Origin of the sequence: Vibrio variabilis, assembly GCF_003263785.1 — a bacterium.
Taxonomy (GTDB): Bacteria; Pseudomonadota; Gammaproteobacteria; order Enterobacterales; family Vibrionaceae; genus Vibrio; species Vibrio variabilis.
In genome coordinates, this window is record NZ_JYJK01000072.1 from 42,366 (window position 1) to 54,987 (window position 12,622).

Sequence of the window (12,622 nt, forward strand, 5' to 3'; positions counted from 1 at the left end):
TCACTCCACAACGATTCCCAACTCCATTCTTTTTCGCTTACTTAGCCCCAAAGATACGATTCGATATGACTCGCTAATGTAGTAGCGAAGCTCCTCATCTAGATGACCGCGAGTGTCTGTCTGCTGAATCCACTTCATTCCTCGATTGGCAAAGTACGGAGCCGGTCGGTAGCCTTCGTGATCAGAAAGAAAATCAAAGTTAAGATCCGAAGTTTTAAAGATATAAGCCTCACTTCCCTCCTTACTCCAACCACCAATCGCGAACACCTTTCCACCCACTTTCCACACATGCGCATCCCCCACTGAATCACATGTGAGGTAGCCGTAAAGGAGCCACAATACTCATTAAACTCATCGTATTTCATTGAATGCCCTGTTCATTAACTCACCTCTTTTTAGCATAGACAGAATACCGTCTGGGTAAACAGGAATAGACCCACTGATAACGTCCTCTTCTGGTACCCATCTTACCGTAAACTCGACGCCATTCGTTTCTATACCCTTAAAGCGTTCTTTCTGATACAGATCGGAATTTTCGAGGATACCTTCGAAGACAAAAACCACTTCATGTCCGGGAACGCCATCGAACGTGAACCTATTCTCACTCACGCCAAGTAAGTTTAGGTCTGAGACATCCGCTCCAATCTCTTCGCGAACTTCACGAACCGCGGCTTGTTCAGCAAGCTCTCCAAACTCAACCCCGCCACCAATCGGCATCAAATAGTGCTCATTTTTCGTCGGATCATAACCTTCCGCCAGCAGTATTTTTCTATCATATCGACAAAGACAGACTGCTTTTACTCGAATAGGTTTACTCACTTAGGAACTCCTTAAGTGCAGCGAGCGCCTCATCTGCTTTGTAAGACTGGACAAAGATATGGTCATGATAATAGGCTGCTACCACGTTAGCGCTAATATCCCGCTCCGCAAGTTTGTTGGACACCGCTGCCGTTAAACCGACCGCTTCAAGACTGGAGTGAACGTTCAAAGTGATCATTCTAAACACCCCTTCAAAGTCGAGTTCAGCTTGCTCTGCCTGAAGCTTTGGAAGTACTAGAGTCAAACCTTCCTGTTCTTTAAACGAACCTAAGATATCGAGCATCAGGAATTCAGCCAGTGAGCCTTTCACTGTACAAAACACAAATTCCCCATCGACTAAACGTGGCTCCATTGATACGAGTAGCTGTTCTAAATCGGTAATTCCTGACATCGTTTGCCCTAAGCGTTTCCACACATTTTCAACATGTTGCGCTTCGAAAACGCCTACGGCAAGCATCAACACTTCAAAGTATTTGCACCATCACGAAACCACCTTCGTCCGTATGATATATTCGCAGCCTTCGGATAAATTGGAGCACTGTATCCAATTCAATAATAGGAATGTAGGTAGGAATGTAGGTAGGAAACCGTTCGTTTTGAATAGAGAATCAAAGCTGCTCGTCGTCGCAATCGCTATTGCTGTGCTCAACATAGTGTCACATCTTTTGTTGTCGAAGTTCTTTGCTGAGTATTCGTGGGTCGAAATGTCGTTGGCTTCGATACCTTTCATTATGATGTTGATGTGTGTTTTTGCGGTTCGCTACGCGGCCAAAACATTAAAGGAAAGCGACAAAGAAGAAGGCTAAGGTCGCTTGAAAGAAACCTAAGCCCTGTCAGGTGGTGTGTTTGAACAACGAAAGATAGGCTAAGGCACCTTATCAATCAGCTCCGGCATGATTTCAAATAAATCTCCAACTAACCCATAATCTGCCACCTCAAAAATCGCCGCGTCAGGGTCACTGTTAATCGCCACGATAACTTTCGAGTCCTTCATTCCCGCCATGTGCTGAATCGCTCCGGAGATGCCAATCGCAATGTAGAGCTCAGGCGCAACAATTTTGCCCGTCTGACCGACTTGAAGGTCGTTAGAAACAAAGCCAGCGTCCACCGCAGCTCTTGATGCGCCAACAGCACCACCCAGTTTGTCGGCTAAGCGCTCAACCAATGCAAAATTCTCTTTACTGCCTAGACCTCGACCTCCTGATATAACGACTTTTGCCGACGAAAAGTCGGGGCGCTCTGATACCGTCTGTTGAGAATCAATAAAGCGAGCCAGGGTTTGTTGAGAAGCCTGCGGCTCAAGCGCTTCAACTGATGCATGTTCTTGGCTGTTCGTACTAGCCGAATCAAACGCTGAGCCACGAATCGTCATGACCAACTTAGAATCGTCGGACTTTACGCGTGCTAGTGCGTTGCCGGCATAAATCGGGCGAATAACAGTATCGGATGATTCGATTTGAATAACGTCTGACAACTGCCCAACATCAAGCAGCGCCGCCACTCTCGGCATCAGGTTTTTACCAAACGTTGTTGCTGGTGCAAGAAAATGCGTAAACGCCTCGCTCAACTCAACAATGATAGGAGCGACATCTTCAGCGGTGGGATGTTTGAATTGCTCGGCATCGACACGGAGTACCTGCTTTACTCCCTTCACTTTTGATAAACTTTCCGCTATTGCTGTGACGTTGTTGCCTACCACAAGAACAGCAATATCACCGCCAATCTGGCTAGCAGCATGCAGCGTTTTCAGCGTATCTGCGGCGATATTGTTATTATCGTGTTCAGCAATGACCAGTGTTTTACTATCCATGATTTACCCTCCCCTTAGTCAAAGCACTTTGGCTTCATTACGGAGCTTATCCACCAGCTCGTCGACACTCGCTACCGATTGACCCGCTGCGCGTGATTTCGGAGCCATCACTTCTAACACCTGTTGACGCGATTCAATATCAACCGCTAATGATTCTATAGGAACGACATGTAGCGGCTTCTTTTTCGCTCTCATTATGTTGGGTAGAGAGGCATACCTTGGTTCATTGAGGCGTAAATCAGTGCTGATAATCGCTGGTAACTGCAAACTCAATGTTTCCAGTCCGCCATCCACTTCTCTTGTTATCAACGCTGATTCACCTTCTATGACAAGTTTCGACGCGAATGTACCTTGTGGACGATCAGTCAGAGCGGCGAGCATCTGAGCAACTTGGTTGTTGTCGGTATCGATAGATTGCTTGCCCACTAACACCAGTTGAGGTAGTTCTTGGGACATGACTTGCTTAAGCACTTTTGCAACCGCTAAAGGCTCTAACATCGACTCAGTTTCAACATGAATGGCGCGATCAGCCCCTAGGGCAAGAGCATTACGAAGTGTCTCTTGAGCCGTACTGTCGCCAATGCTGATCACTACAATTTCTGTTGCTAAACCAGCCTCTTTCAGCCGAATGGCCTCTTCAACAGCGATCTCGCAAAATGGGTTCATCGACATTTTCATATTGCTGGTTTCAACCCCAGACCCATCGGCATTTACTCGGATTTTTGCATAGGGATCGATGACACGTTTAACCGCCACTAATACCTTCATACACCCTCCTGTTTTAAGCACAAACGCCATAAAGTGGTTATAAATTGAGCTTAGTTAAGTTTACGTTTACGTCAACTGCACTATAGTTATACGTAACATCTTTAAGATCCGATGGATGGCAACCGAGGTGTACAACATGCAAAGAGAATCAATGGAATTTGACGTGGTGATTGTAGGCGCTGGCCCCGCTGGTCTCTCTGCTGCCATTCGGTTAGCTCAACTTCAACAGCAGCAAGAAAAGCCGCTAGCAATTTGTGTGATTGAAAAAGGCAGCGAAGTCGGTGCGCATATACTTTCCGGCGCAGTATTTGAAACTCGAGCGTTAGATGAACTACTCCCCGATTGGAGAAGTCTCGGTGCACCTGTGAATAACCCCGTTACCAGCGATGAGTGTTTGTATCTCACAACTCACCTCAATCATGTCGTAATACCTGAATTTCTGACTCCGAACAGTTTACAAAACAGCTCAGACAACCACGTCATAAGCCTTGGAAACTTATGTCGGTGGTTAGCCGAACAAGCTGAGCAGTTAGGCGTCGAAATCTTCCCTGGTTTCGCCGCGAGCAAGATTTTGCATGAGTCAGATAATAGCGTGATAGGTGTGCAAACCGCTGACATGGGTCTGGATAAAAACGGAGAGAAAAAGCCAAACTTCGAGCCCGGCATTGATCTCATCGCCCCATACACCATTTTTGCGGAAGGTGCTCGCGGCCACCTCGGTAAATCACTCATAGACAAGTATTCTCTCGACCATGACAAGCAGCCCCAACACTACGCGCTTGGTTTTAAAGAGCTGTGGCAACTGCCAAAAGAGCACCCCCATTATAAACAAGGGCGCGTTATTCACGGTGTCGGTTGGCCACTGAGTGAAACGGGTACCACTGGAGGTAGCTTTTTATATCACTTACCCAATAACCAGGTTGCGGTTGGTTTGATTGTCGACCTCAATTACCGCAACCCTCACCTAGATCCTTTTGAAGAGTTCCAACGCTTTAAACATCATCGCGCGATTGCCAAATATTTATCAGGTGCCGAACGACTATGTTTTGGAGCAAGAGCCATTGCCAAAGGCGGATTACGCTCTCTACCGAAGCAGCAGTTTCCCGGCGGCCTGCTCGTTGGCTGTGATGCTGGTACGCTCAATATGGGGAAAATTAAAGGTAGCCACACCGCTATGAAATCAGGCATGTTGGCAGCAGAAGCGGTATTTAAGTCTCTATTAGCACCGAAACCAGATCGTGAGGCAGACTATCAAGCTGAATTTGAATCTTCATGGCTTTATGATGAGCTGGAAAGCACCCAAAACTTTGGTGCTAACCTTCATCGGTTTGGTGAACCTATTGGTGGTCTTATCAATGTGCTCGAACAAAACTGGTGGCCGAAACTGTTTAAGAAGTCAGTGCCATGGAGAGTACTGGATCGTACCGAAGATCATATGTGCCTTGATGGAATCGACCAATCTAAGCCCATTGACTACCCCAAGCCAGATGGAAAACTAAGCTTTGACAAGCCTTCCTCGTTGTTTCTCTCTGGCACCCAACATGAAGAAAACCAGCCGTGTCATCTTCATCTGCGCGACCCCGCTCTGGTAATTGAGACTCACCTACCTCAGTACAATGAACCCAGCCAACGCTACTGCCCAGCAGGGGTGTACGAAATTTTCGATTCCGGTGGACAGCCACAGTTGCAAATCAACGCCACCAATTGCCTGCACTGCAAGACATGCGACATAAAAGATCCATCAGCTAACATCGATTGGACTGCTCCAGAGGGGGCGGAGGGCCAAATTATCGCGGTATGTGAACAACGAAAACTTCACTGCAACACTTGTATCGATGCCTAGTACTGTTAGACCAGTAGGGTAAATAAATCCATTGACAATCAGTAGTGTGACAGTTGCATAAGAAACTCATTATCAAGCTCGCTACAATCACACTCCCCCGTAGTAAAAAAGAAAATGGATACACCATGAAAGAGTTAATTTATCAAACGCTTGTTAGCCTCTCCAACAAAATGCCAGAAGAGCATGCTGAAATCAGACAAAACCTTTATGAGCAGTTAGATCTGCCTTTCAATAAACAGGCCGATCTGTTTGCGAGCGTGCTTGGTCCTGCTGGGTCCGGTAAGTTTGAAAATGACCAGGCAATGAATGCCGCTGTAGAAAGTGCCATTCGTTTGTTAGAAACGCCTGAGCATTAATAATTAAAAAAGCCAGCTGTCATAAAAGGACTGCTGGCATTTTCATTAAGCAATATCCCATTCTAGAGCGTTATTTCTCAATGCACACTCGCTGGAAGTCATTCCAATCACCTACCCCTGGCGCCACTTCCATACAACCCGATTTCGTATCCATTACTGCTGTCAGTGTCGAAATAAAATCAGAACCATAGGCTGCATGTTGTGCGATTGGCTTAGTATTCAAGACATATTTAGCAGCATCGACATTGCCCTCTGGCGTGTTGTCGATGAACTGCTGTGCAAACTCAGCGCGCCACTCGGTGTATGCTGTCGCAACCGTGCGTTGCACACTTTTCTCACCTAGACCAACAGATTCTGCGAAGGCTTGCATAATGCCCGGGCGCTCAGAGTGGTTAGCGTGACCAACACCAGCAGGACGTTTAATCACATAGTTCTCACCATCAAGCATTTCAACGCCAACGGTATTACCCTTGCTATCAGCAAAGTTAAAATGAGAAGCCACTACTGTGCGATATTGGTCTAGGATCTTTTCCGCATCATCAACGTTCTTAGCATTGCGCACGAGATAGTTTTGCAGCGCACCTAGCTCAATCGCACTGTCTGCTTCGAGCCCAACACCTTTAGAGTCAGTGCCTTGGAAGTTAATCACAACACCAATATCTTTACCGAGCGTTTGACCTGAGCCATAGAAGCCAGACGCCATCACCTGTACATAGTCATCCGCTTGCAATACCCAATAGTTACCCCCAGAAAGTGATGGTGTGTCGTTTACCTGACCAACAACACCTGTGCCAGCGAAACTTACTGTTGTACATCCACTTAGCGCAGACTGGGCTGCCGATGCCAATGCGGCATCTAGTTGCGATAGAGTGAACATGGTTTCTAGTGAAATCCCGCCCACTTTGGCCAGCGCTTCAACGATTTCAAAGTATTCAGGATTTAACTTTCGAGAGTTTTCTAACACCTTCATTGAGTTTTTCTCAAACTCGACCACATTGATCCCTGCTAGCTTATAAACGTACTGCGCTTCCTTAATACCACGTCGAACTTCTTCGCCAACCTGCTTCTCAAATAGCTCAGCGTAGTCTGCTGGTTTTACACCTCGAATATCCACAATTGGTAGGCTTTCCTGCTGCACAAATGCTTGAGGAGCATAGTAAGGCTGGTTCACATCCAGACCTGGAGCAGGCTCAAGAGAAATCGCCTGAGCTGCGCCAGATAATGCAAGTGCAGTAGCAAGGATTGCGCGTTTCGTCGTTAGCATGATGTTTACCCTTATGTATTTGGTTAATCAGTAGAGACGGTATGTGTCTTCGTGTCTGGCTATTAAATTATCATTTCAAATTTCCGAAATTCAGATACCATTAAGGGACTGATTCCAGAAAAACGGACAAAGGCGATGGCAGAAATAGAAACGGAAGGATTCGAGTTTTTTGGCGTTGAAGAGACGGTATTTCGAAAAATGGTCATAGAGCGAATCGAGGCGCTCATGGTTCAAGAGGGGCTATCTAAAAACGGGCTGGCTAAAAAGGCGGACATTGGCCGCTCTGCTCTTTATGAGAAAATGGATCGTGAAGCGAAGAGTCATTTCACCATTTTGGACTTTTTCCGAATTGCCAAAGCGCTTGATGTGAGCATACTGCAATTATTCCCCATGACTCAGTTAGAGCGTTTACATGGTGGTCAACTGCCGCTTTCGGCAAGTACGCTAAAGTTTCTCGATCTCATGCTAGCCGCGCCTAAAGAGGACATTGAGTTTCTCTCTAACTTCTACGCATCTTTGAAAAAGCGCGATGGTGACAGCGAAGACTAATACCCAAAGTCAACATCCATAATTCATACAATTTACTCCGTTCCTTTCCGAATAATGGAAAAGCCCTCTAGTAATCTAAGCCTCAATCGCACACAAGGTGCTTACTTTGAGCCCGAGATTACTGGAGGCAGCCATGAAAGCCATTTATAAAGTTTTTCTAACCCCTTTATTAACACTTGCCATGTGCTCAACGGCATTGGCTGCTAAGTCGCCAGAACCTAACTCGCCAGAACCTAACTCGCCAGAACCTAACTCGCCAGAACCTAAGCCTAGATCAAACCAAACCGAGCAATATGCGATGGTCATCGCGTCGGGGAAAATGCTCAGTCTTACCCAATGGAAAGTAGAAGTAGATTTCGGTCAAGCGCTCAAAATCGGCCTCAAAAATAAAGACCTACTTAGAGATGAGAAAGGAAAAACCCTTTCCTTTAACTCTCCCATGGATGCGCTCAATTATATGAACAGCCAAGGCTGGGTATTAGTGTCGGCAAACTCCACTGACAATCGATTTACTGCAGTCATCAAACGCAAGGTGATTGAAAGTAGCACTGAATAACACCGGGTTATTTGCCACTCAAATTTGTCATTACTGAATTAAGCAATATAAGGCGGTCTTCACGTGGAAAATAGACGAGTTATACCGAGCATTTTTATTTCGACAGCACATAGCAGTTTGTTGCAAGAACCTTTAGAAAACAAAGTGAGTATTCCTGACCTGTGTACTCTATCGGCAGCAAGTTATTCATCGCGAATTAGGCCAATTCATTTACTAAATCATAATCAAGTAGCTGGCTTGTCATCGGAGAGACGCACGCTACTCGAGTCTGATAAAAACCGACTAAGAATCAGAGCATTAAGCTGCTTGATTTTGAAACATCAACAGGAATTTGAAGCCTTAAAACTGCCTCTACTATCCGCACTCAAGGGTGACAGACTCGACGTTGAGCCTTCTTGGGAGCTTGATCAAAGCCGACGACTATCACTAATCCAGATATTGCACCTACTCAGCAATATGGTTAGCCGAAAAGAGTATTTAAGTAGCTCTTTAATTAGCACCGGTTTTACCGCTGCACTCAATATTTTTGAATCATTAGATTTGGAAAGCACATCACTACACAACAATCGTTAGGAAATTGTATATGAAACTTAAGAATAAACTTTTACTACTATCAACATCACTATTTGCATTGCCAACGCTCGCACAAGGTTTGTATGCCGGTGCAAGTATTGGCTACGGCAACCAACACAATGTGGTTCATGATTTGAGCACGGCAACTGGATATTTAATGGCCGGTTATCGATTTAATGAAAACATTGGTGCTGAATACCGTTTCGGCGGTGTGAATACTCATGATAGCTATATCAATGACCTAAGATCATACAACAGCCTGTATGTGCGCGGCAGCTACGAGATCGATCCAGGCTTTGAGGTTTATGGCCTTGCTGGTTTTACTCAAGCTAGAGGTGGCGACTATTTCTCAAATGGTAGTCGAACTACAAGCAGCCCTAGTTTTGGTCTCGGCGCTCGTTTTGAGATTGCAGAAGAGCTAGGACTAAACGCGGAATACGTGTCCGTTATTTCAAAGCGTGAGTATTCTTTGTCAGCAGTTTACTTTGGTATCGATTACCGCTTCTAATAGCTCTGTACTTAAGTGCATGGATGCACTTACCCTTTCAAAACGGCCATTACTTCAAAGCAGTTGTTACTTCAACACAACCGCTATTTCAAAAAACCGCTGCCAAAAGAAACATAGCGTTAAAAAAAGCAGCCCCCAGAAATAATCCAGGGGACTGTACTCACTTACGGTTAACCTTATATAACCAAGCCACCATCCACTTCAATCACTCGACCATTAACGTACTCATTTTCCAAAATGAAACGTACGGTATGAGCAATCTCTGATGGATCCGCCATGCGGCGCACTGGCACCATATTTTCCAGACGTTCACGGGCTTCTGGTTTCATTGATGCTGTCATCGACGTCTCCACAACGCCTGGTGCAATAGCAACAGAACGGATGCCGTAACGAGCAAGTTCTTTACCCCATACGGATGACATCGTTGCGACTGCTGCTTTGGAAGCCGCGTAGTTGGTTTGCCCCATGTTGCCTGCTCTCGACACACTGGAAATATTAATAATGACCCCTCGAGAATCGGATTCAATCATCTGTACTGCCGCTTCACGTCCGCACAGAAAAGTACCGGTAAGATTCACATTGATAACGGCATTAAAGTCACCCAGAGACATTTTACTGATTTCACCGTCTCGAGATTTAACTAGCATTCCGTCTCGTAAGATGCCCGCATTGTTGACTAACCCATTCAAAGATCCAAATTCCGTGACAATGTCACGAAATACCTTTTCTACTTGCTCTTCATTGGTGACATCGACCTGATAAGTTTGCGCTTTTACCCCAAATGCCTCACAAAGTTCTTTTGTCTCTGTTAAGGCGTCTTGATTGACATCGAGCAGTGCTAAGCTCGCTCCTTGCTGAGCTAAGCTTGTCGCCATAGTTTGACCTAATCCTTGTCCTGCACCAGTAATAGCGATAACGCTCTGTTCAAGTTCCATTTACTTCTCCCTTCTACTGCTTATTGCGAAAAAACTCAAAAAGACTCGAGAAATCCAACTCCGCATTTCCGTTTCGGTTATGGAGTGCGTAGAGACTATGAGCTAACGCTCCCATGGGCACCGAAGATTGGCTCATTTTTGCCGCTTCTAGCCCAAGCCCCAAATCTTTTGACATCAACTTACACATAAAACCGGGAGTATATTGGGCACTCGCTGGCGCGTGCTCAATTACTCCCGGACAAGGGTTATATAGTTCTAAAACCCAGTTTCTGCCAGAGCTCTGAAGAATAATATTTGATAACACCTCAGGATTGAGACCGTTGTCCATACCAAGACTAAGGGATTCACAAGTCGCTGCCATGACAGAGCCGAGAATCAGGTTGTTGCAAATTTTTGCCATTTGCCCATCGCCCGCTTTGCCCGCATGAAACACATTTTTACCCATGAAAGACAGCAAGTTATTGGCTTTGGTAAACCCTTCATCGCTGCCACCTACGATAAACGTCAACGTACCAGCACTGGCACCAGCAACGCCTCCGGAAACAGGAGCGTCGACAAACTCCAACCCTTTGTTTTGAGATTCTCTTGAAACCAGGCGCGCTGAGTCAGGATCAATGGTTGAACAGTCGATAAGAAAAGTGTCACTCGATGCAAGTTCAATGATGCCTTTCTCATCATCACAGCCGAGATAAACTGCTTTGACATGCTCACTGGCTGGTAGCATGGTCACTACAACGCTCGCCGAATCGAGCACCTGTTCCAGGCTATGGCAAACAAGAGCGCCCTTGTCGCCAAGAGGTTGCGATAACGCCGATACTCGATCGTAAACTTGCACGCTGAAGCCTGCTTTGAGCAAGTTGTTCGCCATCGGACTGCCCATATTTCCTAGCCCAATAAACGCAACCTTAGTGTCTGTTGGCTGACTCATCACAACCTCCTTGGCTGTTTCAATTCATCGATGGTTTAAAAGAGATTCATTGTTTGTCTGCGCGACTTAATGATGCCCTAGTAACGCAAGTGGGTGCTCTTGCTCACGCCACAGTGAAGTAAACAAGTTGTCGATCACTGACTTTGGCACCTGGCTGATGTGCGCGTATGCCCAATGGGGCATGCCGTCCTTGTCCACCAAGCGTGCACGCACCCCTTCCCGAAATTCGCCATACTCGACGCTACGCAGCCCCAAGATCAGTTCAAGCCTAAAACAATCGGCCAATGACAAATGGTGATACTGTTTTAACTGGCGAAAACAAATGTGCGCGGTAATTGGGCTGCCATCCATTAAATTGCGCTGAGCCGTTTGCATCCACTTTTCGTGACAAGGTAACGCCTGAATGTTATCAAACACTTCTTCAAGCGTATCGGACGCACAAGCACGTTGAATGTCAGGAATTAACGGCAGAAGATGAGCAGCAGGTTTGGCGATGTTGGCATTGTCTGCAAGCTCGGTGAGTACTTCTGTTAAGTAGTCATAGCTGTCTTCAATGCTGTTCCAATCCGATTGCTGCAATTGATGCAGTAGCTTTTGTTTGTCCGTCGGTGCGTTCATATGATCAGCAAGTCTGACGTCGAGGGCGTCGGTGCCATTCATCATTACGCCCGTAAGTCCAAGGAACAAACCAATATCATCGTCGAGACGGTTCAGAAAATAGGTCGCACCAACATCGGGAAACAACCCGATATGAATCTCTGGCATGGCTAATCGGGAATCTGGTGTCACCACTTTGTGAGACGCCCCCATAAAGAGCCCCATCCCACCACCCATTACGATGCCTTCGCCCCATGCAATAATGGGTTTGCTATATGTATGGATGAGATAGTCACATTGATATTCTGTGCCAAAAAATGCTTCAGCGTAGGCTTTTGCATCTTCTATTGGTGCGTGTTTCATTTTGTCATGCAGAGTACGCACGTCACCGCCGGCACAGAACGCTTTCTCTCCTTCACCGTCCAGTATCACGCACAGCACCGCGTCATCGTCGTGCCACTTTTCAAGTTGGTCATTAAGCAACACCAACATATTGTGAGTAAGAGCGTTGAGGGCTTTAGGATTGCATAGGGTCGCAACGGCAATTTTGCTCTGTTGGTCACTACATACGATTTCTTGAAATCGAACGGTATCTTGAGTCGCTGGCGACGAGTTTGACGTTGAACTGGTTGTAGACATGGCGCCTCCTAACGATTTTTCCATTGTGGTGAACGCTTTTCTAGAAAGGCGTTGACGCCTTCTCGCTGATCTTCAGTATCAAACAGTTGAATGAACAGCTCACGCTCTTTGACTAGCCCATGAGAAATAAAATGCTGGCGATTATTTTGGATAAGAGCTTTACAAGCTGTAACGGAAGATGGCGATTGATGGGCAACTTGATTAGCAAGATTGGTCGAAGCAGTTAACGCCTCTCCCGAATTCACAATCTCTTCTACCAGTTTGATTTGAAGAGCTTGTGATGCATCAATCTTCTCCCCGCACAAAATGATCCGCTTAGCCCAACCTTCTCCTACTAAAGCAGTTAAATTTTGGGTACCACCTGCGCATGGCAGTAGGCCAACCTTGGCTTCAGGCAGCGCCATCACGGCGTGCTCCTCGGCAATTCGAATATCACACGCCAAAGCAACTTCAAGCCCGCCTCCCATGGCATACCCG

15 protein-coding genes and 2 pseudogenes are annotated in these 12,622 nt (G+C 46.2%); 7 read left to right on the forward strand and 10 right to left on the reverse strand.

All coding sequences use genetic code 11. The features are described 5' to 3' along the window. From TZ48_RS10755 to TZ48_RS10765, 3 genes and pseudogenes are all read right to left on the reverse strand, one after another. Positions 1 to 365 (reverse strand): annotated as a pseudogene (locus tag TZ48_RS10755) (MmcQ/YjbR family DNA-binding protein). Then, positions 352 to 819 carry an NUDIX hydrolase gene (locus TZ48_RS10760; RefSeq protein ID WP_112479145.1) on the reverse strand — a complete coding sequence of 156 codons (468 nt, stop codon included), beginning with the start codon at positions 817 to 819 and terminating at the stop codon, positions 352 to 354. The pseudogene TZ48_RS10755 and the gene TZ48_RS10760 overlap by 14 nt, the downstream one beginning before the upstream one ends. After that, positions 812 to 1,210, reverse strand: coding sequence for an ACT domain-containing protein (locus tag TZ48_RS10765; RefSeq protein ID WP_112479158.1), 399 nt, complete (start codon positions 1,208 to 1,210; stop codon positions 812 to 814). The genes TZ48_RS10760 and TZ48_RS10765 overlap by 8 nt, the downstream gene beginning before the upstream one ends. A 205-nt stretch (positions 1,211 to 1,415) precedes the next feature. Here TZ48_RS10765 and TZ48_RS10770 point away from each other — a divergent pair, with 205 nt between their 5' ends. Then, on the forward strand, positions 1,416 to 1,625 hold the full coding sequence (locus TZ48_RS10770) for a hypothetical protein (protein WP_112462747.1): 210 nt from the start codon (positions 1,416 to 1,418) through the stop codon (positions 1,623 to 1,625). 59 nt (positions 1,626 to 1,684) lie between these two features. Here TZ48_RS10770 and TZ48_RS10775 read toward each other — a convergent pair whose 3' ends face one another. Together TZ48_RS10775 and TZ48_RS10780 are read right to left on the reverse strand one after the other, a co-directional pair. Continuing rightward, the gene (locus TZ48_RS10775) at positions 1,685 to 2,629 is read right to left on the reverse strand and encodes an electron transfer flavoprotein subunit alpha/FixB family protein (protein ID WP_112479146.1); all 945 of its coding nucleotides are present in this window, start codon (positions 2,627 to 2,629) and stop codon (positions 1,685 to 1,687) included. 18 nt (positions 2,630 to 2,647) lie between these two features. Continuing rightward, positions 2,648 to 3,397 carry an electron transfer flavoprotein subunit beta/FixA family protein gene (locus tag TZ48_RS10780; RefSeq protein WP_112479147.1) on the reverse strand — a complete coding sequence of 250 codons (750 nt, stop codon included), beginning with the start codon at positions 3,395 to 3,397 and terminating at the stop codon, positions 2,648 to 2,650. A 136-nt stretch (positions 3,398 to 3,533) separates the two neighbouring features. Between TZ48_RS10780 and TZ48_RS10785 the strand changes: the two are divergent. Next, a pseudogene (locus TZ48_RS10785) lies at positions 3,534 to 5,200 on the forward strand (electron transfer flavoprotein-ubiquinone oxidoreductase). A 165-nt stretch (positions 5,201 to 5,365) separates the two neighbouring features. Further along, positions 5,366 to 5,596, forward strand: a complete 231-nt coding sequence (locus tag TZ48_RS10790; protein WP_112479148.1) for a PAS factor family protein — start codon at positions 5,366 to 5,368, stop codon at positions 5,594 to 5,596. Positions 5,597 to 5,666: 70 nt separating this feature from the next. Here TZ48_RS10790 and TZ48_RS10795 read toward each other — a convergent pair whose 3' ends face one another. Next, entirely contained in the window at positions 5,667 to 6,860 is a 1,194-nt protein-coding gene (locus tag TZ48_RS10795; protein ID WP_112479149.1) for a C45 family autoproteolytic acyltransferase/hydrolase, read from the reverse strand. Between the two features lie 135 nt (positions 6,861 to 6,995). On the opposite strand from TZ48_RS10795, the gene TZ48_RS10800 reads away from it, so the two are divergent. The 4 genes from TZ48_RS10800 to TZ48_RS10815 all read left to right on the forward strand — a co-directional run bounded on the left by TZ48_RS10800 (position 6,996) and on the right by TZ48_RS10815 (position 9,046). Beyond that, positions 6,996 to 7,409 (forward strand): helix-turn-helix domain-containing protein, encoded by a 414-nt coding sequence (locus tag TZ48_RS10800; RefSeq protein ID WP_112479150.1) that lies wholly within the window; start codon positions 6,996 to 6,998, stop codon positions 7,407 to 7,409. A gap of 133 nt (positions 7,410 to 7,542) precedes the next feature. Next, a complete protein-coding gene (locus TZ48_RS10805) occupies positions 7,543 to 7,965 on the forward strand; it encodes a hypothetical protein (RefSeq protein ID WP_112479151.1) in 423 nt (140 codons plus the stop codon). Between the two features lie 312 nt (positions 7,966 to 8,277). Further along, positions 8,278 to 8,538, forward strand: a complete 261-nt coding sequence (locus TZ48_RS10810) for a hypothetical protein (RefSeq protein ID WP_162674541.1) — start codon at positions 8,278 to 8,280, stop codon at positions 8,536 to 8,538. A gap of 10 nt (positions 8,539 to 8,548) precedes the next feature. Beyond that, positions 8,549 to 9,046: an outer membrane beta-barrel protein gene (locus tag TZ48_RS10815; RefSeq protein ID WP_112479153.1), complete on the forward strand. Its 498-nt coding sequence runs from the start codon at positions 8,549 to 8,551 to the stop codon at positions 9,044 to 9,046. Positions 9,047 to 9,222: 176 nt separating this feature from the next. On the opposite strand, the gene TZ48_RS10820 is transcribed toward TZ48_RS10815, so the two are convergent. The 4 genes from TZ48_RS10820 to TZ48_RS10835 all read right to left on the reverse strand — a co-directional run. Then, entirely contained in the window at positions 9,223 to 9,981 is a 759-nt protein-coding gene (locus tag TZ48_RS10820) for an SDR family oxidoreductase (RefSeq protein WP_112479154.1), read from the reverse strand. A 13-nt stretch (positions 9,982 to 9,994) separates the two neighbouring features. After that, positions 9,995 to 10,909, reverse strand: coding sequence for a 3-hydroxyisobutyrate dehydrogenase (gene mmsB, locus TZ48_RS10825; RefSeq protein ID WP_112479155.1), 915 nt, complete (start codon positions 10,907 to 10,909; stop codon positions 9,995 to 9,997). A 66-nt stretch (positions 10,910 to 10,975) separates the two neighbouring features. Continuing rightward, the gene (locus TZ48_RS10830; protein WP_112479156.1) at positions 10,976 to 12,145 is read right to left on the reverse strand and encodes an enoyl-CoA hydratase/isomerase family protein; all 1,170 of its coding nucleotides are present in this window, start codon (positions 12,143 to 12,145) and stop codon (positions 10,976 to 10,978) included. 8 nt (positions 12,146 to 12,153) lie between these two features. Next, positions 12,154 to 12,622: enoyl-CoA hydratase-related protein (locus tag TZ48_RS10835; protein ID WP_239670795.1), on the reverse strand; the 469-nt coding region annotated here is incomplete at its 5' end.